The organism is Rhodothermales bacterium (assembly GCA_039944855.1).
Lineage (GTDB): Bacteria > Bacteroidota > Rhodothermia > Rhodothermales > JANQRZ01 > JBBSMX01.
In genome coordinates, this window is the sequence record JBDUXZ010000024.1 from 152852 (window position 1) to 176127 (window position 23276).

Here is a 23276-nt window from a genome sequence, read left to right on the forward strand (position 1 = left end):
CCCCGCTACGCGCGGCTGTCCCCCTCGCCGAGGGGGACAGTTTTTCGCGCCAGGGAGCGCAGCGATCGCGCGAAAAACGGGGGGTCCGATGATGCCCCACGCTGCCGTAGCTTGCGCCCCGCTCCCGTCCCGGCTCCTCTCGCTCCACTTTTCTGATGGCTGACCGCCCGGCCCCCACGTCTTCTCCCGCTGCCGGTCGGTTCGGCACCTTCAAAGGGGTCTTCACCCCGAACGTCCTCACGATCCTCGGCATCATCCTGTTCTTGCGGACGGGGTGGGTCGTCGGGCAGGCGGGGCTGTGGGGCGCGCTCGCCATCATCGTGCTCGCGAACGCGATCTCGTTTCTGACCGGCCTCTCGCTCTCGGCGATCGCGACGAGCATGGACGTGAAGGCGGGGGGGAACTACTACCTCATCTCGCGCTCGCTCGGGCTCGAAATCGGCGGGGCGATCGGGATCCCGCTGTATCTGTCGCAGGCGATCTCCGTCGCGTTCTACATCATCGGCTTCACCGAGGCCGTCTCGGCGATGCCGTTCTTCGCGGCCTACAGCCCGGCTGTCATTGCCACGGTCGTCGCGCTCGTGTTCGTCGTGATCGCGTGGGTCGGGGCCGACTTCGCGCTGAAGATCCAGTACGGCATCCTCGCGATCCTCGCCGCCGCGCTCGTGTCGTTCTTCACCGGCGGCTGGGGCGATTTCGTCGAGCCGAACCTGATGCCGCAGTTCACCGAGGGGATCAACTTCTGGATCGTCTTCGCCGTGTTCTTCCCGGCGGTGACGGGGATCGAGGTCGGCATCTCGCTCTCGGGCGACCTCAAGGACCCGAGCCGGAGCATCCCGCGCGGGACGATCGCGTCGATCGTCGTGACGGCGCTGATCTACATCGCCGCCGCCGTGTGGTTCGCCTTCCAACTCCCGGCCGACGTGCTCATCGCCGACAACCTCTCGATGGAGCGGATCGCGAGCGTGCCCGCGCTGATTCTCGCGGGCGTGGCGGCGAGCACGCTGTCGTCGGCGCTCGGCAGCGTGCTCGCCGCGCCGCGCACGCTGCAGGCCGTCGCGAACGACCGCGTCACGCCGAAGTGGATGGCGGCGAACCTCGGCAGCCCGACCGAGCCGCGCATGGCCGTGCTCATCACCGGCGCCGTCGCCGTCGGCGTGATCTGGATGGGCGACCTCGACTTCGTCGCGCCCATCATCACGATGTTCTTCCTCAACACGTACGGGATGGTGAACCTCGTCGGCGCGATCGAGCGGCTCGTCGGGAATCCCAGCTTCCGCCCGCGCTTCGACATCCCGCTGTGGGTGTCCCTCCTCGGCGCGCTCGGCTGCTACGGCGCGATGTTCCTCATCAACGTGCCCGCGACGGCGGCGGCGATCGTGTTCTCTTACGGCCTCTTCTTCGCCCTAAGTCGGCGGCGGATGGTGCGGACGTGGGGCGACGTCCGCAGCGGGATCTGGACCTCGCTCGCGCGCTACGCCCTGCTCCACCTCGAACGGCAGCCGGCCGAGCACGCCCGCAACTGGCGCCCGAACATCATGGTGTTCACCGGGCAGCCGCACAACCGCGAGCACCTCGTCGCCCTCGCCGAGTGGCTCAGCCTCGGCCGCGGCATCGTGACGTTCTCCCAGCTCATCACCGGGGCCGTCGATCAGCCGAACAAGCCGAAGCTGCGCGAGACGGCGCGGCGCCACATCCGCTCGTACATCAAGGACCGGCGGATGGCCGCCTTTGCCGAAGCGCAGATCGTGCCCGACTTCGCGCGCGGCGCCGTCTCCGTAGCCCAGGCGCATGGCATCGGGCAGCTCGAATCGAACGCCGTGATGATGGGGTGGAGCGGGACGCCCGAGGGCCGCGCCCTGCTGATGGAGGTGCTCCGCAATATGACCGACCTCCAGAAGTCCGTCCTCTTCCTCAACGTCGATTCCGCGCGTGGATTCGGACAGCGGCGCGTGATCAATGTGTGGTGGGGCGGGCGCGGCGGGAATGCCGACCTCATGCTGCTCCTCGCCCACCTCGTCCACGAGCACCGCGCGTGGGACCGCGCCGAGCTCCGCGTCCTCCGCATCGTGGACAGCGAAGAGGGCGTCGAGCAGACGCAGGCGGCGACGGAAGCGCTCCTCGCCGAGGTCCGCGTGGAGGCGACGGTCCGCATCATCGTGCGCAAAGACCCGGCGCGGCCGATCGCGGACCTGCTGGCCGAGCACAGCGCGGAGGCCGACCTGACGTTCCTCGGCATGCAACGGCCCGATGCCGATGCGTCGAAGGCTTACGGTGAACGGCTCCACACGCTCGCCCAAGCCGTGGGCAGCGTGGTCATGGTGTGCAACGGACAGCCGCAGGGCGCCCTCTTGCAGGGGGAGTGACCCGGTGGGCGACGGGCCCGAACCTCAGGCGATCTGCTCGACCGACTGCACGCTGTAGCCGGCTTCGTCGATGGCCGCTTCGATGTCGGACGGCGTGACGTCGTTCGCTTCGTAGCGCACGCGCGCCCGACCGATGGCGACCTCCTCGACGGCGAGGCCGTCGATCTGTTTGAGCTCGCCTTCCACCGCGTCGATGCAGTGGCGGCAGCTCATGCCTTCGATGTGGTAGTCCGCTTTGATGGTGCTCATGAGAGAAGGGGGATGGGGGAGAGGCGAATACGCCCCTTCAACCCCCGGCGGACACGCGGGTTCGGCTAGAGACGGACCGTATCGGACGCGGCGGGCGTTACGGGCACGTCCGGCACGCTCTCGACGACGACGTGCGAGGGCGTCGCTTCCTCCGTATTCGCAGCCTGATTGAGAGTCACCGCCGCGACGCCAATGAACAGGACGGCGACGAAGAGAAGGAAGAACTGGTACGGTGCCATGGGAGCGGTAGGGTTGGTGAGTGTCATGCCCACGCAATCACGCACCGTGCCGAGGCCCGTGCAGCCGCAACACGCGAGGGCTCAGGAACTGGAATAGGTGCCGCCGCCCGTGTATACTGTGGATATCGCCGCGCGCCGCCGCTCGCTGTTCCAGCATCGGGCCGCGCGTATCACTCCGAGTCTCTCTTAACGAGAACCACGATGGGACGCCTTCTCCGCCTCGCGCTCTGCCTGACCCTCCTCCCCTTCATCGGCTGCGGCTCCGACAGCAGCGGCGACGAACCCCGCGATTCCGACGCCGCCCGGGACGTCCGCGATGCCGAGCGCACGCCGCAGGCCGACCCCGACGACATCGCCGGCTCGATTGCCGACGCTTTCGGCGGAGCCTTTGGCGGCGAGGGGCGCGCGGCGGAGACCGTCGACTTTCGCACGCTCCGCGACCTCCTCCCGGAAGAGTTGGACGACTTCGAGCGCACCGACGCGAGCGGCGAGCGGACCGGCATCGCCGGGTTCTCCTTCTCCCAGGCCGAGGGTGAGTACCGCAGCGACGACGGCGAGCGCCGCATCTCCCTCCAGATCGTCGACGCCGGCGGGATCGGGCAGATGACGATGCTCGGGGCCTCGTGGATGCAGCTCGACGTTGACCGCGAGAGCAGCGATGGGTACGAGCGGACGACGGAGTTCGAGGGCTATCCCGCGTTCGAGAAGCTGCGCAGCGGCGAGCGGCCGCGCTCCGAGTTGCAGCTCGTCGTCGCCGACCGGTTCTTCGTCTCGGCGAACGGGCAGAACGTGGAGATGGACGACCTCAAAGACGCGCTCGAAGAGGTCGACTTCGATGAGCTGAAAGACCTCCGGGACGTGGGCGTCGAGAAGTAGGGCGCGGCGAACGCGGGGGCGGCGCGGGTCGAACCTTTGGACACGTCGACCGTTGGCACCTGCCTCGCCCCGTTTACCGCTCGAACCGCCATGCTCCCCACGGTCCTCTCGCACCTCCTCGACGCCGAGCGCGTCGTCATCACCACCCACCTCCGGCCCGACGGCGACGCGCTCGGCTCGCAGATCGGCCTCGGTCTGTTCCTGCGGAAGCTGGGCAAAGACGTCACGCTCATCAACTCGGACGCGGCCCCGCGCAACCTCGAGTGGATGATGGACCTCGCCGAGGTCACGACGTTCACGGGCGCGCTCAAGCAGCTCAAGCGGATCGCCGAGGCCGACGCGCTCGTCGTCGTCGATACGGGCGTGGAGGAGCGGATCGGGAAGCTCGGGCCGAGTTGGCGCGACGCGCCGGGCGTGAAGCTGCTCATCGATCACCACCCGAATCCCGAGACGTGGTTCGACCACCAGCTCCTCAGGACCGAGGCCGCCGCGACGGGCGAGCTGATCTACGACCTCATCGCGGCGCACGACGCCGACCTCATCGACGGCGAGATCGCCACGGCGCTCTACGCCGCGATCATGACCGACACCGGCTCGTTCCGCTACGGCTCGACGACGGCCCGCGTCCACCAGATCACCGCCGACCTGCTGGAGCGCGGCGACATCGCCCCCGAACCCATCCACGTCGCCATCTTCGACACGCGGATGCCGAGCACGTTGCGGCTGCTCTCCCGCGCGCTCGACACGATCACGACGGTCTACGACGGGCAACTCGCCTACGTCGTCGTCTCGCTCGACGCGATGAACGGCGTCGGGGCGCGCTCGGACGAGGCGGAGGGGATCGTGAGCTACCCGCTCTCGATGGAGGGCGTCCGCGCCGCCGTCATCTTCCTCGAAACGCCGTCGGGAATCAAGTGCTCGTTCCGCTCCAAAGGTGCGCTCGCCATCAACGGGTGGGCGCGTGCATTCGGCGGCGGCGGCCACCGCAACGCGGCCGGGGCGTACATCCGCGAGCCGCTCCGCGAGGTCATCGACCGCGTCATAGCCGCCGCGCCGAAGCACCTCGATCTCGGCGAGGAGTACGAGGTCAGCGACGAGATCAAAGACGAAGACCTCGCGCTCCTCGCCTCGTTCCAGGGCAAGCTCTGACCCGCTTCCCCGTCCCGTCCCGGTTACGCTCTCTTCCTCGCTCATGCTCCGACCTCTCCTGCTCCTTCTGCTTTTCGCGCCGGCCGTCGCTGCGCAACCGCTCGACTTCGAGCGGCAGATCACCCCGTTCCCCGTGCTCGGCAGCGACGGCGAGCCGTACGCGCTGCCCTTCGCGGGCGGCTTCAACAACCCCCGGACGCAGCTCGCGGACATCGACGCGGACGGCGACGCCGACCTCTTCATCCTCGAAGAGCAGGGGCGCGTGACCTACTTCGAGAACGTCGGCGGGAGCGCGGGGCCGACGTTCGCGTGGCGCACGGATCGGTACGCCGCCGTCGACGCCGGCTCGTGGTTCCAACTCGGCGACCTCGACAGCGACGGCGACCTCGACCTGCTGACGCAGCGCTCGTCGGGGCAGGTCCGGTTCTTCGAGAACACCGGCTCGGCGACGGACGCCGCGTTCGAACTCCGCGCCGATCCGCTCCTCGACACGGCGGGCGAGCCGGTGAACCCCGAGGACCCGAACGTCCCGGCCCTCGCCGACATCGACGCCGACGGCGACCTCGACCTCTTCCTCGGCCGCGCCGACAGCGGGAAGATCCGCTGGTACCGCCACACCGGTCTCGCCGATGGCGTCCCGCAGTACGAGTTCGCGGGCGAGCAGTTCAGCGACCTCGTGATCTTCGAGTCGAACCCAACGTGCGGAGGCGGGGGAGACGAGCCGTTCTTCATCATGCCCGACGGTCCGGTGAACGGGACCTCCGGCGGCACGTCGGGCGGGCGCGGCACGCTCCACGGGCAGAACGCGCTCGCCTTCGCCGACCTCGACGGCGACGGCACCCTCGACCTGTTCTGGGGCGACTTCTTCACCCCGAGCCTCTACTTCTTCCAGAATACGGGCACGCCGACGGACCCGAACATGGTGCTCGTTTCGGAGACGTACCCCCTCGGCAATCCCGTCACGTCGGGCGGCTACAACGTGCCGACGTTCGGTGACGCGGACGGCGACGGCGACCTCGACCTCGTCATCGGCATCGTCGGCGGGTTCTGCTCGACGACGGTGAGCATCGCGGCGAACCTCTACTACCTCGAGAACACGGGCACGCCGACGGAGCCGGACTTCGTCGAGCGGACGAGCCGGCTGATCGACGCCGTCGACGTGGGCCGCGCGAGCTACCCCGCGTTCGAGGACCTCGACGGCGACGGCGACGCGGACCTCCTCGTCGGCAGCGGGTTCGACCCGAACCCGGACGGGCCACAGCGCGGCACGCTCTTCCGCTTCGAGAACGTCGGTACGGCAACGATGCCGTCATACCGCCTCGCCGAGGACGACTACCTCGCGCTCGACGTGGATTTCGCCAACCACTACGCCCCCGTCTTCGCTGACCTCGACGGCGACGGGCAGCGCGACCTCCTCGTCGGCACGTTCGGCGGGCGGCTCGCCTTCCTCCTCAACACCGGCTCGGGCTATGAGCTGACCGTCGAGGCGCTGCAAGACCTCGACGTGGGCTCCGTCGCGACGCCGACGCTCGCCGACCTCGACGGCGACGGCGACCTCGACCTCCTCGTCGGCGAGTTCGCCGGCACGCTGAACTATTTCCGCAACGACGGCTCGCCGCAGGTCCCGAACTTCGTCGAGACCGACGTGACGGCGCTCGGCCTCCCCGACGGCTTCGACGTCGGCCGCTTCAGCGCGCCGCACCTCACGGACCTCGACGGCGACGGCGACGCGGACCTCCTCGTCGGGACGGAGACCGACGACATCCTCTTCTTCCGCAACGTCGGGACGCCGACGGCGCCGCAGTTCGAGCAGCAGCCGCTGGAGGCGGGGACGCTCCGCTACAACACGGCCCCCGCCACGGCCGACCTCGACGGCGACGGCGACCTCGACATCCTCGCGGGCGACCTCGCCGGGGGCCTGCTCTACCTCGACAACCGGCGGATCACGACGTCGAGCGCCGCGCCGCTCCCGGCGCCGAGCGGCGCCCGCGTCGAGAGCTTCCCCAATCCCTTCGGCGAGGCGACGACGCTGCGGGTCAGCGGGGGCGAGGCGCCGATGACGCTGACGCTCTTCGACGCCGTCGGCCGGGCGCTGCGGGCGTGGCCGCTCCGCTCCCCGGCGGCGGTCCACACCGTCGCGTGGGACGGGACGACGGCGGCGGGCGTGCCGGCCCCGAGCGGGGTGTACGTCGCCCGCCTCACCGCCGGCGACCGCGTGCTCGACACGCAGAAGCTGCTGCGGCTGCGTTAGCGCGCGCCGCCGGTCCCTACTCCCGATCCGGTGCCGTCGCCGAGGTCAGGATGAACGAGCGGCGCGCGTCCACCGTCTCGTCCGATTCAATCGCCTCGAACCCCGCGCCGCGGAGGAGCGATTCGACCTCGTCGCGCTCCCAGAGCCGGAATCCGTACTGCGTGGGCGGGAGGCGCTGGAGATCCTCGACGCGGCCGTACGCGATGCAGAGCCGGCCGCCGGGCGTCAGCACGCGGGCGAGTTCGCGTGCGGCCCGCTCCGGGTCGGACCAGAAGTAGATGGTGTTCACGGTGAAGGCGCGGTCGAAGCTCGCGTCGCCGAACGGGATCGCCTCCACGGAGCCCCGCTTGAGATCGAGCCGGCCCTGCTCGATCGCCAAGCGGAACTGGCGCTCGGCCCGATGCCGCATCGTGTCCGAGAGCTCGAGGCCGGCGACCGCGCCCTCCGGCGTGCGCCGGAGGAGCTCGTCGAAGAGGGAGGCCCCGCCGAAGCCGATTTCGAGAACGCGGTGCCCGGCTTCGAGGCCGAGGGCTTCGAGCGTGGCGCGGTTCATCGGGCGGTTGCCCACGTTCATCAGCCGAGCGATGAGCCGCCCGAACAGGCCGTCTGGCGTGCGGAGGTGGCGCGCGATCAGACGGAACACCACGGCCTACCTCTGCAAGTCAGCGAAGGTGTCGCAGGAGCCGACGTCGCCGCTGCGGAACCCGCTCTGGAACGCCTCGACGCGCTGCGCCGACGTGCCGTGCGTGAACGAGTCCGGAGACGCGGCGTCCCCCTGGATGCGGTCGTCGCCGACGGCCCCTGCCGCGTCGATGCCCTCTTGCACGTCGCCCGTTTCGAGGAGGTCGCGCTCGGTCTCGGCGTAGTACGCCCAGACGCCCGCGTAGCAGTCCGCCTGCAGCTCGGTGCGGACGGAGAGCTCGTTTGCCTGCGCCTGCGGGAGCCGCTGCTTCATCTGCTGAACTTGGGAGAGCGTGCCTTCGAGGTTCTGCACGTGGTGGCCGATCTCGTGGGCGATCACGTACGCGATCGCGAAGTCGCCCGACGCGCCCATCCGCTGGAGCTGGCGGAAGAAGCCGAGGTCGAGGTAGACCCGCTGGTCGGTGGGGCAGTAGAACGGGCCCGTCGCCGCGCCCGCGATCCCGCACGCCGACTGCACGCGGTCGGTGAAGAGCACGAGCTCGGGCTCACGGTACTGCGCGCTCGCCTGCTGGAAGATCCGGCCCCACGTGTCCTCGGTGTCGGCGAGGATGACCTGGACAAACTCGCCGGCGTCGTCCTGCGGTGGCACCTCGCCCGAGGTCTGCGTCTCGACGGTCGCCGCGCCGCCTCCGCCGCCGAGGAGCGCGAGGAGCTGCCCCGGATCGACCCCGAAGAGGAGACCGAGCAGGACGATGAGGAGGGTGCCGCCGCCGAGGGCGGCTTTGCCCTTCTTGCCTCGGACGTCGATGACGTTGGAGCTACGCCGGCGACCACGCCACTGGACCATGAGAGGAGGGGAAAATGGGAGAGGAGAAACGCCGCGCCGAATACGCCGGCGTCGTGGGTTAGTCAGGGGTTAAGCAACGTGCTACTCGTTCGGTTCCGCAGACGACTCCGACGCGGAGCGGGCGCGGTGCAGCACGCGGCCCTGCGTCACGAACGAGATGCCCTGCGAATTGGACGCGCTGATCATCACGGCCTCGACGACGGGCGGCGTCACAGCGAGATCGGCCTGCCACTCGACGATGAAATTGGCACCGACGCCGCCGCTGTCGTCCTGCTGTTCGACGAGGAAGTTCGTGCTCGCCATCGGGCCGACGGAGACCGGCGTGTCGATGTATCGCCGCACGAGCGCTCCGGCGTTGTCGTAATAGCGGACGGCGGTGAGGCGGATCGGCGTCGTGCCGTCCGTGTTGCGGACGCTGAGCGTCGCGGCGAGGTCGATGTCGCGGCGGCTGTCGCGGAAGTAGATGTGGGAGTAGATGGGGACATAGACGCGCTCGCCGAGGGCCATCTCCACAGGGTCCCACGCCTTGCCCGTCCTGTCTCCACCCGTCTCGCTCTCGCCCGACCCCGGCACGTCCTCGACGAAGGTGGGCGGCGGCGAGTCTTGGGCCGCACAGCCCGCCCCGAAGGCGGGGAGGATCAGGGCGAGCAGGAGGGCGATGCGAGGCATGGAGGGACTCAGAGGGAGGGCGCTACTCGTCGCGCAACGCGGCCTCGGACTGCGCCCGCGTCTCGGCGAACGCCTCGCTCGCGTTCCACTGCGGGCGGACGGTCGAATTCGCGATGGCGTAGCCGAGGCGGAGCGCGACGCGCGTCTGCTGGACGATTCCGGCGAAGGGCATCGTGTCGCTCAGCTCGTCGGCCGGCTGGTGGTAACGGGTCGCCCGGTAGTCGGCGGCGAGCTGGTCGGCGTAGTCGGCGGGCTGGCCACGGAAGGAACGGCCGGTTTTGACGAACACGGCGGGGACGCCGCCGCGCGCGAACGCGAGTTGGTCGCTGCGGAAGAAGATGCCCTGGTTCGGCTGGTTATCCGGCGTCACCGACATCCCCTCGGCCGCCGCCGCCGTGCGGAGGAGGCCGAGCATCTCGCTCCGCTCCGCGCCGATGCCGACGATGTCCTCCGTCGCGCCGTCGAGGTTGCCGGAGTCCACGTTGATGTTGGCGATCGTGTTCGCGAGCGGGATCGCGGGGTTCTCGGCGTAGTAGCCCGAGCCGAGCAGGCCGGACTCCTCCGCCGTCAGCGTGATAAAGACGACGGTCCGCGCCGACGGCCCCGCGGCCACGAACGCCTCGGCGAGTTCGAGCATCATCGCCACGCCGCTCGCGTTGTCGACGGCGCCGTTGTAGATCCCGTCCTCGCCCGCCGCCTCCAGCTCCCGGTCGATGCCGAGGTGGTCGTGGTGCGCGGTGTAGACGATCGCCTCCTCGGGCCGTGCCGTGCCCGCGAGCTTGCCGATCACGTTCGTCCCCTCGAACCGCCGCCGCTCGAACTCCATCGCGAGGTCGGCCGTGACGGGGAGTTCCTGCGGCTGGAAGTCGCGCGTGGCGGCGGCCTCCATCCACGCGTCCAGCGTCGTCCCGCTCATCGCGGCGAGCTGCTGGGCTACGGGCTCGGTGATCCAGCCCTTGAGTTGGAGCGGGTTGTCGGGCGGCGTCGTGAGCTGGATCTGCTCGCCACGTGCGCCTGACGAGAGAACGGTGAACGGGTAGCCCGCCGTCGGCTCGGTGTGGATGAGGAGGATGCCGGCCGCGCCCCGCCGCCGTGCTTCCTCGTACTTGTACGTCCATCGGCCGTTGTACGTCAGCGTGTCGGCCTGGAAGAGGTCGGGCTCCTCGGCCGTCGCGGGCGGGTCGTTGACGAGCGAGACGAGGACTTTGCCGCTCACGTCGACATCTTTGAAGTCGTCCCAATCATAGCCCGGATTCGAGATGCCGTAGCCGACGAACACGAGCGGGGCGTCGAACGAGGCGGCGTCGGCGTCGAGGTCCGTCGACGCGATGAAGTCCTCCACGAAGTCGAGCGCGACGGGCGCACCGTTTTCGGGCGTGAACGTCAGCGCGCCGATCTCCGTCGGCGTCGAGCCGAGGAGGGGAACGGGCTGGTAGAAGCTGCCGTCGGCGGCGCCGCCTTCGAGCCCCGCCGCCTGCATCTGCTCGCGGATGTACTCGATGGTCTTCTGCTCACCCGGCGTCCCCGTCCCGCGCCCCTCGAACGAATCGTCGGCGAGGACGGCGACGTGCGCGCGGAGTCCCGCGCTGTCGATCTCGGCGAGGGCGGCGTCGGGCACCGGCGGTGCTTCGGCGGGGATAACGTCGGTGCCGGCGGCGGGCGGCGAGGTCGTGTCGTCGCAGCCGGTGAAGAGGAGCGGGACGAAGAGGGCGAGCCAGAGCGTGCGGCGCATGGGATACGAGGCGGGTGGATGCAAAAGGGGCGCGGCCGACAGTTCGACCGCGCCCCGCAAAATAAGGGGAGAAGCGGACTGCTACCGTGACCGCCTCACCTTGTCCTGTCATCCTGAGCGGAACGTCCTGTCATCCTGAGCGGAAGGGAGTGGAGTCGAAGGATCTGTTCGGGCATGGCTTCAACAGGCTGGCAGGGCCTCTCCCGGAAAGATCCTTCGACTGCGGCCTGCGGCCTCCGCTCAGGATGACAAAATGGGACGGTTGGAGCACTACCCCATGTTCTCGATGAGGGCGTCGCCGAACTCGCTCGTCTTGAGGAGGGTCGCGCCGTCCATCAGCCGCTCGAAACGATTGCCAGGAAGTCAGTCGGGGCGAGGATGGGGATTCCTCGGAACGGGTGGAGCACGAGGAGATCCTCATCGCCCGTCACGAGGTAGTCCGCCCTCCCGCCGACCGCTACGTCGAGAAACTGTCGTCCCTGGGGTCTCGGCACGCCTGGATCGATTCGTTGGGCACGACACGAGAGGCCACGGTCACGACGCGCTGGGCGAACCCCGCTGCGCTCTCGGCCGGGAGGAACTTCCGCAGCCGAGGCCGTGCCAACACCTCGATCAATTCGTCATAGGTCGCCTCTGAGAAGAGGAGGAGTCCCTGCCGGGCCACGAGATCGACCGCTCGCTGGGGCTTCCCGCCCGGCGTGAGCAGGGCGCTGACGGGGACGTTCGTGTCGAGGACGACGCGGAGCGAATCCGTCACTTCTCGTCGCTCGGCGGGTCCTCGCTCAGCATCTCATCGAGGAGTTCGGGCGTGAGGCCCCGCTCCTGCGCCGCGCGTCCGACTTCATCCATGTACCGGCTGAGTTCCTCCGCGGCTTCGCGCTTCCCCCGGAGGGAGAGGGCAAAGGCGGACTCGGCACGCTCGCGGTCGGCCTGCGAGGCGTCGTGATAGGCGCGAGCGGTAGTCGGGTCCACACAGAGAGTGACGCGAGACGGAGGAGCAGGCATGGCGCGCGGGGTTAGTTCCCTTCGAAAACGCTGGGGCGGTCAGATCGTTTCGCGGTGTGCCGCAAGGGGCCTTCGTGTCTCGGCGCTGCAGGGGCAACGCATGCGTCGCCCCTGCGACGGAGGTCACGCGAGCAGCAGCCGGTGGCCTCTCGGCTCGGGGGGCAGCACGATCCTCCACTACGGCATCACATTCATAATCCCAGGGCCAGCGCTAATCTCGAAAGTGTAGTGCTGTCGAGTCCGTACTTGCAGTAAGCTCGAACACGTCTCGCGCTTCGCTGCCGTAGCCGATCAGCAACCCGGTGAGTCCCCCGAGTCCGGCGAAGAGCAACGCGCCTGCAAGTGCACTGTCGCCGCGACTGCTGATCACGATGTCCGGCCCTTCGTACGTGCTGAGGCCGACGACGTACCCGAGCGCTGCTCCACTACCGAAGCCGATGGCAAATCCCTCTCCGGCATGGCGGCCTCCGGTTGGGAATGAGATGGACTCGATCCCGCCTGTGGCGACGGTGCGGACCTGTCGCGCTTCGGGCTCCAGCCAGGACGTGGAGTCGGTGGCGATGCGGAGGGCATCGGCTTGGAGACGCTGTCCGTCGCGGAGCGTCACCGTGGCCTGCTGCCCCTTCGCCCGCTCGTTGACGGCAGCGCGTTCCTCCGGGGCTCCGTTATCGAACGGGATCGTGTGAGCACAGCCGGAGAGGAGGAGCGCAAGCAGCCACGCGGCTTTAGCCACGGGGAACGTGTTCATCAGTCCATGTTCTCGATGAGGGCGTCGCCGAACTCGCTCGTCTTGAGCAGCGTTGCGCCGTCCATCAGCCGCTCGAAGTCGTAGGTCACGCGTTTCTGCGAGATCGTCTTGTCCATCGACGAGATCAGGAGGTCGGCGGCCTCGGTCCAGCCCATGTAGCGGAACATCATCTCGCCCGAGAGGATGACCGACGACGGGTTCACCTTGTCCTGCCCGGCGTACTTCGGCGCCGTGCCGTGCGTGGCCTCGAAGATGGCCTGCCCCGTGTCGTAGTTGATGTTCGCGCCCGGCGCGATCCCGATGCCGCCGACCTGGGCGGCGAGGGCGTCGGAGATGTAGTCGCCGTTGAGGTTCATCGTGGCGATCACGTCGTAGCTCTTCGGCCGCGTGAGGATCTGCTGGAGCATGGCGTCGGCGATTACGTCGTTGACGGTGATCTCGCGACCGTCGTCGGTCGTGATGACCTGCCACGGGCCGCCGTCGAGGTCGGTCGCGCCGAACTCGTCGCGGGCGACCTCGTAGCCCCACGTGCGGAACGCGCCCTCGGTGAACTTCATGATGTTGCCCTTGTGTACGAGCGTGAGCGTCTCTGCGCCCGTCGCAATCGCGTAGCGGATGGCGGCGCGGACGAGCCGCTTCGTGCCCTCCTCGGAGATCGGCTTGATGCCGAGCCCGCTCGTGTTGGGGAAGCGGATGCTCGTCACGCCCATCTCGTCTTCGAGGAAGCGGCGGAGCTTCTCGACCTGCTCGGTCCCGGCGGCGAACTCGATCCCGGCGTAGATATCCTCCGTGTTCTCGCGGAAGATGGTCATATTCACCTCTTCCGGGTTGCGCACCGGGGAGGGCACACCGTCGAAGTAGCGGACGGGGCGGACGCAGGCATAGAGATCGAGCTTCTGGCGGAGCGCGACGTTGAGGCTGCGGAAGCCGCCGCCGACGGGCGTCGTGAGCGGGCCTTTGATGGCGACGAGGTAGCGCTCGATAGCCGTGAGGGTGTCCTCGGGCAGCCACTCGCCGAAGGTGTCGAACGCCTTCTCGCCGGCGTAGACCTCGAACCACTCGATCTGGCGGTCGCTGCCGTATGCTTTCTCCACGGCGGCGTCGAGCACGCGGCGGGAGGCGGCCCAGATGTCAGGGCCGGTGCCGTCGCCCTCGATGAACGGGAGGATCGGCCGGTCGGGGACGTCGAGCGAGCCGTCGCGCATCGCGATGGCTTCGCCGTCGGTGGGCGCGGTGAGTTGGGTGAAGGCGGCGTCAGACATGGGCGTTTCGGTAGAGGAGGAAAGGGTGAGAGGGTAGGTCGTACTCACAGCCGGCCGAAGAGGTCGCGGAAGCGGAGCTCCCAGACTTTCAGCGCGGCCTCGCGGACGATGGCCTTGCTCATCTTGCTCTGGCCCTCCGTCCGCTCGGTGAATGTGATGGGCACTTCGACGACGGTGAACCCCTTGCGCCACGCCCGATACGTCATCTCGATCTGGAACGAGTAGCCGTTCGAGGAGACGCGGTCGAAGTCGATGGCCTGGAGGACGCGGTGGTGGAAGCACTTGAAGCCAGCCGTGACGTCTTGGACCGGCAGCCGGGTGATGGAGCGGGTGTAGATCCCCGCGCCGTACGAGAGGATCAGCCGCGAGAGCGGCCAGTTCAGCACGCGCACGCCGTCGACGTAGCGGCTGCCCACCGCGACATCCGCGCCGGAGCGGACGGCTTCGACGAGGAGCGGGAGGTCGGCGGGGTTGTGCGAGAAGTCGGCGTCCATCTCGCAGATGAAGAGGTAGCCGTGGTCGCGGGCGTAGCGGAAGCCGGTGAGGTAGGCCGTCCCGAGCCCTTGCTTCCCTGCACGCTCGATGAGGTGGACGCGGCCGGGGAACTCGTTTTGGATCTCGCGGACGAGGTCGGCCGTCCCGTCCGGCGAGCCGTCGTCGACGATGAGCACGTCGTAGCCGTCCGGCAGCGCGATGACCTGGCGCAGGAGGGGGCCGACGTTCGCCGCCTCGTTGTAGGTCGGGACGACGACGAGCACGCGCGGCGCGTCGGGGGCGTCGCTGGGGAGGGCGGGGGCGATGGGGGCGGTGTCGGGCAACGGGGAGCGAGAAAGGCGGAGTCGGAAACTAAGGAGGGCGGCGTTGATCGGCTAGGGCGGCGGCGTGGCTAAATGCGCCGGCGAAGGCGTCCTCCTTCACGCAGGGTTTCCACCGCGTGCGGGACCGCATCGCGCCCTCCGTGGTATATTGCAGCCCGCGCCGCGAGGCCTCCCTCTGCGCGCCGAGCACCTCCTCTTACGAACCCGCACGCTCCGATGGCGAACGAGACGAAGAAGGCCCCGCGCAAGCGCGCAGCCAAGGGCAAGAGCACCCCTCCCGACACGACCTCCGACGCCAAGAAGCCGAACGGTCAACTCCCCACCGAACCCCCGAAAGGAACGCCCGACGACGCCGACTTCCGGTTCTACACGAAGGGCGGACACACGCACGAGTCCCTCGGGCTCAGCGAGGACGACCTGGTCGGGATGTACCGGAGCATGATGCTCCAGCGCCGCTTCGAGGAGCGCGCCGCGCAGATGTACGGCCGCCAGAAGATCTCCGGCTTCCTCCACCTCTACATCGGGCAGGAGGCCGTCTCGACGGGCACCGTGCAGGCGCTCCAGCCCGCCGACCCGATCATCACCGCCTACCGCGACCACGGCCTCGGCCTGGCGCGCGGCATGACGGCCAACGAGTGCATGGCCGAACTCTTCGGAAAGATCGACGGCTCGTCGCGTGGCAAGGGCGGCTCGATGCACTTCTTCGACGTCGAGCATCACTTCTACGGCGGGCACGGCATCGTCGGCGGGCAGATCCCCGTCGCCGTCGGGCTCGGCTTCGCGGCGAAGTACAAGGAGACGGGGAACGTCGCCGTCGGCTTCTTCGGGGACGGCGCCATCAACCAGGGCGCGTTCCACGAGGCGGCCAACCTCGCCTCGCTCTACGACATCCCCGTGCTGCTCTGCTGCGAGAACAATGCGTACGGCATGGGCACGAGCGTCGAGCGCTCGACGGCGCAGCCCGAGCTCTACAAGAAGGCGTACGCCTACGACATGACCGGCGCCGTCGTCAACGGGATGGACGTGTTCGAGGTCTACTACGCGATGAGCGAGCTCGCGAAGCAGGCGCGCGAGCAGAACCGGCCCGCCCTCGTCGACATCCGCACGTACCGCTACCGCGGCCACTCGATGTCGGACCCGCAGAAGTACCGCACGAAGGAGGAGATGGAGTCGAAGAAGAACGAGGACCCCATCATCCGCCTCAAGTCCTACATCGTCGACCAGGGCTTCAGCGACAACGAGGCGCTCGACGGCATCGACGAGGAGGTGAAGCAGGTCGTGCTGGAGTCGGTCGAGTTCGCCGAGAACAGCCCGTTCCCCCCCGTCGAGACGATGTACGAGGACGTGTACGTGCAGGACGACTACCCATTCATTGTGTAGCGCCACCCATTCCACCCGTCATCCTGAGCGGAGCGAAGGATCTCCTCAGGGCTGACTCATCCCCCTCGGGAGATCCTTCGTCGCTCCGCTCCTCAGGATGACAAGCTGAATCGTAGAGACATGGCTGAAATTCAATTCAGAGAGGCCCTCCGCGCCGCGATGGTCGAGGAGATGGAGCGGGACGAGGACGTGTTCCTCATGGGCGAGGAGGTGGCCGAGTACAACGGTGCCTACAAGGTTTCCGAGGGCATGCTCGACCAGTTCGGGCCGAAGCGCGTGATCGACACGCCGATCTCGGAGAACGGCTTCTCCGGCCTCGGCATCGGCGCGGCGATGATGGGGCTCCGCCCGATCGTCGAGTTCATGACGTGGAACTTCACGTTCGTCGCCTTCGACCAGATCGTCTCGAACGCGGCGAAGATGCGCTACATGTCGGGCGGCCAGCTCAAGGTGCCCATCGTGTTCCGCGGTGGCAACGGGGCCGCCGGCCAGCTCGCCGCCACGCACAACAACTCGACGGAGGCGTTCTACACGAACGTCCCCGGCCTCAAGGTGATCGCCCCGTCGAACCCCGACGACGCGAAGGGCCTCCTCAAAGCCGCCATCCGCGACGACGACCCCGTGCTCTTCATGGAATCCGAGCTGATGTTCGGGATGAAGGGCGAGGTCTCCGACGACGAGGACTACATCCTCCCGATTGGCAAGGCCCGCGTCGCGCGCGAAGGCGACGACGTGACATTCGTCGCCCACTCGAAGAGCTACTGGCTGGCGATGGAAGCGGCCGAGGAACTCGCGAAGCAGGGCTACGAGGCGACCGTCATCGACCCCCGCACGCTCCGCCCGTTCGACACCGAGACGGTGCTGGAGTCGGTGAAGAAGACGAACCGGCTCGTCATCATCGACGAGTGCAGCCCGTACGGCGGCATCGCTTCCGAGGTCGCCTTCCGCATCCAGCAGCAGGCCTTCGACCACCTCGACGCACCGATCGCGCGCGTGACGGCGAAGGACACGCCGGCCCCGTACGCCAAGAACCTCATCGAAGCCTGGATGCCGACGGTCGACGAAGCGATCGCTGCGGCGAAAAAGGTGATGTACGTGGACTAGGTTCGAGGTTGGAGGTTCTGAGTTTTGAGTGCTTAGACATCCGACCCACAACCCCAAACTCACAACCCCAAACCCGATGGCCGTAGCCGTAGAAATGCCCAAAATGAGCGACACGATGGAGGAGGGCGTCCTCGTCGCGTGGCTCGCAGAAGAGGGGGACGCCGTCTCCGCCGGCGACGTCGTCGCCCAGGTCGAGACCGATAAGGCGACCATGGACCTCGAGGTTTACGACGACGGCGTGCTGCTGAAGCGGGTCGTCGCAGACGGCGCGAGCGTGCCGATCGGCGGACTGATCGCCGTCCTGGGGCAGGAGGGGGAGGACATCTCCGACATCCTCGCGAAGTACGGCGGTGACGGCGGGAGCGAAGCGGCCGAGCCGAAGGCGGAAGAAGCACCCGCCGAGGAGGCGCCCGCGAAACAGGGCGACGCGCCCGCTCAACCCGCGGCCCCCTCCGGCGATGGCGCGGCGGGCGTGCCCGAAGGCTACGGCCACGAAGGCCAGCAGCCGGAGCCCATGCCCACGCCCGCCGGCGGCTCCGCCTCTGACGGAAGTCGCGTTAAAGCGTCGCCCCTCGCGCGCCGCATGGCGACCGAAGGCGGCCTCGACCTCGGCTCGGTGCAGGGGAGCGGGCCGGAAGGGCGGATCGTCAAGCGCGACGTAGAAGCGGCCCTTTCAGGCGGAGCGCCCGCCGCCAAGCCAGCCCCGGCCTCCGCGCCTGCCGAAGCCCCGGCCGAGCGTGCGCCCGACCGTGCCCCGCGCCCGGCGTCGTCGCCCGCGCCGTCCGTCGGCGACGGTGGCTACGAGTCCGTGCCGATCACGCAGATGCGGAAGACGATCGCTCGGCGGCTCGCCGAGAGCAAGTTCACCGCGCCGCACTTCTACCTCACCGTCGAGATCGACATGGCGCGGTCCGTGGAGATCCGGTCGCAGCTCAACGATATGGCCGAGGCGCAGGGCCGCCCGAAGATCTCGTTCAACGACCTCGTCACGAAGGCGTGCGCCGTCGCGCTCCGGCAGCACCCGAACGTCAACGCATCGTATCTGGAGAAGGAAGGCGAGATCCGGCGGCACCACGTCGTCCACGTCGCCGTCGCCGTAGCGGTCGACGAAGGGCTCCTCACGCCCGTCATCCGCAACGCCGATCAGAAGGGGCTCGCGCAGATCTCGGAAGAGACACGCGCTTTCGCCCAGAAAGCCCGCGACCGTCAGCTCCAGCCGCAGGATTGGGAGGGCTCGACGTTCACCACGAGCAACCTCGGGATGTTCGGGATCGAGGAGTTCACGGCCATCATCAACCCGCCGAACGCCTGCATCCTCGCGATCGGCGCGATCCGCGACGTGCCCGTCGTCGAGGACGGGGCCGTGGTGCCGGGCAAGCGCATGAAGGTGACGCTCTCGTGCGACCACCGCGTCGTGGACGGCGCCACCGGCGCGGCGTTCCTCGGCGACGTGCAGCGCTATCTCGAGGAGCCGATGAACCTGCTGCTGTAGCGACGCGGCGTGCTGCGTCAACGAAGGTCGGGAGAGCGGCGGGGCGAACGCCTCGGCCGCTCTCGGCGTATACTCCGTCCCCTCTCGCGTCGTTAGCTCCCAATCGATTCGTGGAACCGACCCCTCCCGCTCAGCGCTCGGCTCCGGACGCCCCGTTCTTCCGGCTCGCCCACCTCTCGGACATCCACTTCGGCAAGATCGCGCATGAGCGCGTCGTGCCCGCGCTCGTGGAGGAGGTGAACGACGGCGGGCTCGACCTCGTCGTGATCTCGGGCGATCTCACGCAGCGCGCCCGCACGAGCGAGTACGAGGCGGCGCGCGCGATGATCGACGCCTTCCGGCCGCCCGTCCTCGTCGTCCCCGGCAACCACGACGTGCGGGCGTGGTGGCACAACCCGTTCGAGCGCATCTTCCGCTCGGCCTCCCGCTTCCGCCGCTTCATCGGCGACGACACGACGCCGTCGTTCGCGGCCGACGGCGTAGCGGCGTTCGGGCTGAACTCAGCCCACGGGCTGACCATCAAAGGCGGTAAGATTCGTCCGCGCCACCTCGACCGGATGCGGACGTTCTTCGAGGCGCAGCCGCCCGAGGCGTTCCGCGTCCTCGTCGTCCACCACCACCTCACGCGGCTGCGGGCGCTGGGCTCGCACGACATCGCCCACGGCGCGAAGAAGGCGCTTCAGGCGGCCGGGAGCGCGAACGTCGAACTCCTCCTCTGCGGCCACCTCCACATGAGCCACGTCGAGAACGTCGAGATCGACGTCGAACTCGGGCAGCGGATCGTGATCGCGAGCGCGGGCACGGCGACGAGCAGCCGCGGCCGGGGCACGAACCGCGACGTGAACTTCTACAACCACGTCTGCGTGTGGCCGGACCACTTCACCGTGGCGGAGCGGCGGTTCGTCGCCGACGCGGGCGCGTTTGAGCCGGCGCGTGAGACGCGGTTCGAGCGCGTTACCGAGGCGGTATGAGCGCGGGAAACTGCGGGGCGGTGCGGCGTTAGAGGGGCATCGTTCCCTTCTCCCATCGCATCGCTCATGGCCCCTCGTCTGCTCGTCCTCCTCAGCCTCGTCCTCCTCGCGGGCTGCCAGCTCGAAAACCGCTCGGCGGATCGTCCCGACGCGCCGCCCGTCACGAACGCCGACGCCGAGGTCTCTGTCTACGGCGACAGCGACCGCACGCCGACGGACGCCGACGTCGAGGCCGGCCGCCGCGATACGTCGTGGCGCGGCTTTGCCGGGCGCGAGGCGGACTACGCCGTCGATACGGCGCAGCCGGACTCGATGCGGGCGCCGCAGCCTGCCGCCCCCCGTCCGACGCGGGCGGACACGGCGGCGTACGCTGAAGCCCTCGCCGTCCCGCTCTCGGCCGACACCGACGGCCGCGCCGTGCTCTACGCCCAGATCCTCCTCGACCGCGCCCGCTTCTCGCCTGGCCAGATCGACGGGCGGTGGGGGCAGAACACCGAGAAAGCCGTCTACTGGCTCCAGCGCCGCGAAGGGCTCGACGCGAGCGGCACGCTCGACCGGCCGACGCTCCAGCGCCTCGTCCAGCTCGCCGACGCGCCGCGCTCGCCCGATTCGCTCCTCGTCCTCCGCACGCTCACCGAAGACGACGTGGAAGGGCCGTTTGAGGAGATCCCGGACGACATCTACGCGAAGGCTGAGATGGAGCGGCTGACGTACCAGAGCGTCGGTGAAAAGCTGGGCGAGGCGTACCACGTCGCGCCGTCGCTCCTGCGCGAGTGGCGCGGCGGCGCGCTCGACGGCCTCGCCGCGGGCGACACGCTCCGCGTTCCGAACCTCCGCCCGCCCACGTTCGAGGCCGAGATCGACCGGCTCGTCGTCTCCGACGGCGGGCGCTACCTCCACGCACTCGACGCGCAGGGCCGCATCCTCGCCCACTTCCCGTCCACGCTCGGCTCAGACTACGACCCCTCGCCGTCGGAGACGCAGGAGATCGTCTCGATCACCGACTATCCGGGCTGGCACTATCAGCCCGACATCCTCGCCGATGTGGACGACAGCGAGGAGGATGCGCACATCCCGCCGGGCCCGAACAACGCCGTCGGCGTGGTGTGGATGGAGCTCTCGAAGGAGCACTACGGCATCCACGGCACGGCCTACCCCGAGACGATCGGGCACACGGCGTCGGCCGGCTGCGTGCGGCTCACGAACTGGGACGCGCAGACCCTCGCGAAGCACGTCGAGCCCGGCATCGAGGTCGCGTTCCGCGGCACCGACGGCCGCGGAGAGCAAGCGACGAGTGCCGATTCTACGGCTGCGCCGCGCTCCCGCCCGTAGCGCTGCTCGGGTCCGCCGCATCGCGCAGAAGCGGGTAGGGGTTGATCGGCTCGCCGTCCCAGAACCGCGCCGGGTCGGTGACGGTCCACATCGCGAAGTGGAGGTGGGTGTTGCCCGGCGCGGCGTTCCCGCTGTCGCCGACCGTGGCGATCGTGTCGCCGCGCTGGACGGCGTCGCCCGCCGCCAGGCCCGGCGCGTACGCGTCGAGGTGGGCGTAGTAGTAAACCGTCTCGCCGTCGAGGCCGAGCTGATAGATCGTGAGCCCGCCGCGCTCGCTCTCGAAGAGCCGGAGGACGGTGCCCGGCGCGGCGGCTACGACGGCTCGCCCGCGCGGCGCGAGGATGTCCACCGCGTTGTGGACGCGGCCCTGCCCGCGGGCCGCCGTAAACGTGTCCACGAGGTCGCCGGGCCGAATCCCCGTGACGGGCACGGCGAGGCCCGCCGCAGGCTCGACTTCGGTCCGTGCGGGCGGTGCGCCTTCGATCTCGACGCTCGGCGGGTTGACTTCGCGCGGGTTCGGCGCGGCGGAGTCCGGCGGTACGGCGTCGGGCAGGGCGAGGGCGCGGTGGGCCTCGTCGCGGCGGGCGGCGAAGAGCACGCGGCTCGTCGAGTCGTCGGGCGGCACGTCGAACGCGCCGCAGGCGAGCGTCGTGTCCGCGTCCGTGAGGCGCACGAGCGGGTCGGCGTCGGGCCGCCGCTCGATCTCGCACGCAGCGAAGGCGGCGACGAGCGCGAGGAGGAGGGCGGAGCGGAGAGCGGCCATGGGCAACGGGATAGGGGCGCTCCGGCGTGGAGCGCCCCAACGTTACGGCACCATAGCAGGGCTGGGCAAGCGGGGAATCCATGCCGCCTGCCGCACGGCCAGGGATGCGCTCACGCCGCGGCGGTCAGGGGCGCGCGCCGGAGGCGACGGATGTTCGCCGCCATCACGAGCGACGTGAAGAACGCCACGCCGAGGAGCCCGGCGAAGAGGTAAAACGAGAGGTCGTAGCTGCCCGTGTGGTCCACGATGTAGGCCACGAGCATCGGCCCGACGATGCCGGCCATCGACCAGGCCGTGAGGAGGAGGCCGTGAATGGCCGCGAGCTGGCGCGTCCCGAAGAGGTCGCCGATGAAGGCTGGCAGCATCGCGAACCCGCCGCCGTACATGGTCAGGACGGTGAAGAGGAGGACTTGGAACAGGAGCGGGTCGGTCGTCCCGGGCAGGAGGAGGAACGCGACGAGCTGGACGGCGAAGAACAGGATGAAGACGTTCCCCCGTCCGACGTAGTCCGAGAGCGAGGCCCAGCCGATGCGGCCGCCGCCGTTGAAGAGCCCCATCAGCCCGACGATCGCTGCCGCCGCGACGGCCGTCATCCCGACCTGATCCTGCGCGAGCGGCGAGGCGACGGAGATCAGCTTGATCCCGGCTGAGATGTTGATGAACATCATCACCCACAGCAGCCAGAAGCGCGGCGTGCGCAGCGCCTCCCGCGACGTGAGCTGCCCGAGGTCTTCGAGGACGAGCGTCCGCGGCTTCTTCCCGTCCGCGAGCGTCGCCGGTTTCCATCCCTTCGGCGGCTTCGCGATGTAGCTGGCACCCGCCGCCATGAGGATGAGGAACGCCCCGCCGAGGATGAAGAACGTTTGCGGCACGCCGAGCGTCACGATCAGCCGCGCGGCGACGGGGCTCGCGACGAGCGCGCCCGCGCCGAAACCGAGGACGGCCATGCCCGTCGCCATGCCGCGCCGGTCCGGGAACCAACTCACGAGCGTCGACACCGGCGAGATGTAGCCGATCCCGAGCCCGATTCCCCCGACGACGCCGTAGCCGAGATAGAACACCGCCAGGCTTCCCGCTCCGACGCCCAGCCCGGCGATCACGTGGCCCGCGGAGAACAGCGCGGCCGCGACGAGCGCCGAAATGCGCGGCCCTTTCCGCTCGACGAACGGCCCGAAAAGCGCGGCCGAGAGGCCGAGGAAGACGATCGCGATCGTGAAGGCCAGCGAGGTCTCCGTGCTGCTCCAGCCGAGCGCGTCGGCGAGCGGGCGCTTGAACACGCTGTAGGCGTAGGCCGAGCCGATCGAGAGGTGGATCGCGACGGCGGAGAGGGCGATGAGCCAGCGGTTCTTCGTGACCATAAGAGGCGAATGTTGAGCGCGAG

The 23276-nt window shown here is 69.0% G+C and carries 22 protein-coding genes and 1 pseudogene; 9 read left to right on the plus strand and 14 right to left on the minus strand.

Annotated features, from left to right (window positions below):
• Positions 1–155: 155 nt before the first annotated feature.
• Entirely contained in the window at positions 156–2366 is a 2211-nt protein-coding gene (locus ABJF88_13415; GenBank protein MEP0547928.1) for an amino acid permease, read from the plus strand.
• Positions 2367–2390: 24 nt separating this feature from the next.
• Here ABJF88_13415 and ABJF88_13420 read toward each other — a convergent pair whose 3' ends face one another.
• Positions 2391–2615 (minus strand): cation transporter, encoded by a 225-nt coding sequence (locus ABJF88_13420; protein ID MEP0547929.1) that lies wholly within the window; start codon positions 2613–2615, stop codon positions 2391–2393.
• Between the two features lie 65 nt (positions 2616–2680).
• Positions 2681–2854 carry a hypothetical protein gene (locus tag ABJF88_13425; protein ID MEP0547930.1) on the minus strand — a complete coding sequence of 58 codons (174 nt, stop codon included), beginning with the start codon at positions 2852–2854 and terminating at the stop codon, positions 2681–2683.
• Between the two features lie 201 nt (positions 2855–3055).
• Here ABJF88_13425 and ABJF88_13430 point away from each other — a divergent pair, with 201 nt between their 5' ends.
• The 3 genes from ABJF88_13430 to ABJF88_13440 all read left to right on the plus strand — a co-directional run bounded on the left by ABJF88_13430 (position 3056) and on the right by ABJF88_13440 (position 7130).
• Entirely contained in the window at positions 3056–3730 is a 675-nt protein-coding gene (locus ABJF88_13430; GenBank protein ID MEP0547931.1) for a hypothetical protein, read from the plus strand.
• Between the two features lie 90 nt (positions 3731–3820).
• The gene (locus ABJF88_13435) at positions 3821–4879 is read left to right on the plus strand and encodes a bifunctional oligoribonuclease/PAP phosphatase NrnA (protein ID MEP0547932.1); all 1059 of its coding nucleotides are present in this window, start codon (positions 3821–3823) and stop codon (positions 4877–4879) included.
• 43 nt (positions 4880–4922) lie between these two features.
• On the plus strand, positions 4923–7130 hold the full coding sequence (locus tag ABJF88_13440) for an FG-GAP-like repeat-containing protein (GenBank protein ID MEP0547933.1): 2208 nt from the start codon (positions 4923–4925) through the stop codon (positions 7128–7130).
• Positions 7131–7146: 16 nt separating this feature from the next.
• On the opposite strand, the gene ABJF88_13445 is transcribed toward ABJF88_13440, so the two are convergent.
• The 10 genes and pseudogenes from ABJF88_13445 to ABJF88_13490 form a co-directional block, all read right to left on the minus strand.
• Positions 7147–7773 carry a class I SAM-dependent methyltransferase gene (locus ABJF88_13445; protein ID MEP0547934.1) on the minus strand — a complete coding sequence of 209 codons (627 nt, stop codon included), beginning with the start codon at positions 7771–7773 and terminating at the stop codon, positions 7147–7149.
• Positions 7774–7779: 6 nt separating this feature from the next.
• Positions 7780–8619 (minus strand): neutral zinc metallopeptidase, encoded by an 840-nt coding sequence (locus tag ABJF88_13450; protein MEP0547935.1) that lies wholly within the window; start codon positions 8617–8619, stop codon positions 7780–7782.
• Positions 8620–8700: 81 nt separating this feature from the next.
• Positions 8701–9288 carry a DUF3124 domain-containing protein gene (locus tag ABJF88_13455; GenBank protein MEP0547936.1) on the minus strand — a complete coding sequence of 196 codons (588 nt, stop codon included), beginning with the start codon at positions 9286–9288 and terminating at the stop codon, positions 8701–8703.
• 22 nt (positions 9289–9310) lie between these two features.
• Positions 9311–11020, minus strand: coding sequence for a M20/M25/M40 family metallo-hydrolase (locus ABJF88_13460; GenBank protein ID MEP0547937.1), 1710 nt, complete (start codon positions 11018–11020; stop codon positions 9311–9313).
• Positions 11021–11290: 270 nt separating this feature from the next.
• A pseudogene (locus ABJF88_13465) lies at positions 11291–11368 on the minus strand (isocitrate dehydrogenase).
• 109 nt (positions 11369–11477) lie between these two features.
• Positions 11478–11777, minus strand: coding sequence for a putative toxin-antitoxin system toxin component, PIN family (locus ABJF88_13470; GenBank protein MEP0547938.1), 300 nt, complete (start codon positions 11775–11777; stop codon positions 11478–11480).
• Positions 11774–12025, minus strand: coding sequence for a hypothetical protein (locus tag ABJF88_13475; protein MEP0547939.1), 252 nt, complete (start codon positions 12023–12025; stop codon positions 11774–11776). The genes ABJF88_13470 and ABJF88_13475 overlap by 4 nt, the downstream gene beginning before the upstream one ends.
• 211 nt (positions 12026–12236) lie before the next feature.
• Positions 12237–12773, minus strand: a complete 537-nt coding sequence (locus tag ABJF88_13480) for a hypothetical protein (protein ID MEP0547940.1) — start codon at positions 12771–12773, stop codon at positions 12237–12239.
• Positions 12773–14035, minus strand: a complete 1263-nt coding sequence (gene icd, locus ABJF88_13485) for an NADP-dependent isocitrate dehydrogenase (protein MEP0547941.1) — start codon at positions 14033–14035, stop codon at positions 12773–12775. The genes ABJF88_13480 and icd overlap by 1 nt, the downstream gene beginning before the upstream one ends.
• A 44-nt stretch (positions 14036–14079) precedes the next feature.
• Complete coding sequence (locus ABJF88_13490; GenBank protein MEP0547942.1) at positions 14080–14853, minus strand: polyprenol monophosphomannose synthase; 774 nt, start codon at positions 14851–14853, stop codon at positions 14080–14082.
• A gap of 216 nt (positions 14854–15069) precedes the next feature.
• Between ABJF88_13490 and pdhA the strand changes: the two genes are divergently transcribed.
• From pdhA to ABJF88_13515, 5 genes are all read left to right on the plus strand, one after another.
• Entirely contained in the window at positions 15070–16233 is a 1164-nt protein-coding gene (gene pdhA, locus ABJF88_13495; GenBank protein MEP0547943.1) for a pyruvate dehydrogenase (acetyl-transferring) E1 component subunit alpha, read from the plus strand.
• A 105-nt stretch (positions 16234–16338) separates the two neighbouring features.
• Positions 16339–17337, plus strand: coding sequence for a pyruvate dehydrogenase complex E1 component subunit beta (locus ABJF88_13500; GenBank protein ID MEP0547944.1), 999 nt, complete (start codon positions 16339–16341; stop codon positions 17335–17337).
• 76 nt (positions 17338–17413) lie between these two features.
• The gene (locus tag ABJF88_13505) at positions 17414–18829 is read left to right on the plus strand and encodes a pyruvate dehydrogenase complex dihydrolipoamide acetyltransferase (GenBank protein ID MEP0547945.1); all 1416 of its coding nucleotides are present in this window, start codon (positions 17414–17416) and stop codon (positions 18827–18829) included.
• Between the two features lie 110 nt (positions 18830–18939).
• Entirely contained in the window at positions 18940–19800 is an 861-nt protein-coding gene (locus ABJF88_13510) for a metallophosphoesterase (protein ID MEP0547946.1), read from the plus strand.
• 66 nt (positions 19801–19866) lie between these two features.
• Positions 19867–21132 carry a L,D-transpeptidase family protein gene (locus ABJF88_13515; GenBank protein MEP0547947.1) on the plus strand — a complete coding sequence of 422 codons (1266 nt, stop codon included), beginning with the start codon at positions 19867–19869 and terminating at the stop codon, positions 21130–21132.
• Here ABJF88_13515 and ABJF88_13520 read toward each other — a convergent pair.
• Together ABJF88_13520 and ABJF88_13525 are read right to left on the minus strand one after the other, a co-directional pair.
• Positions 21104–21895, minus strand: coding sequence for a M23 family metallopeptidase (locus ABJF88_13520; protein MEP0547948.1), 792 nt, complete (start codon positions 21893–21895; stop codon positions 21104–21106). The two genes, ABJF88_13515 and ABJF88_13520, sit on opposite strands and share 29 nt — an antisense overlap.
• Before the next feature lie 110 nt (positions 21896–22005).
• Entirely contained in the window at positions 22006–23253 is a 1248-nt protein-coding gene (locus ABJF88_13525; protein MEP0547949.1) for an OFA family MFS transporter, read from the minus strand.
• Between the last annotated feature and the right edge of the window lie 23 nt (positions 23254–23276).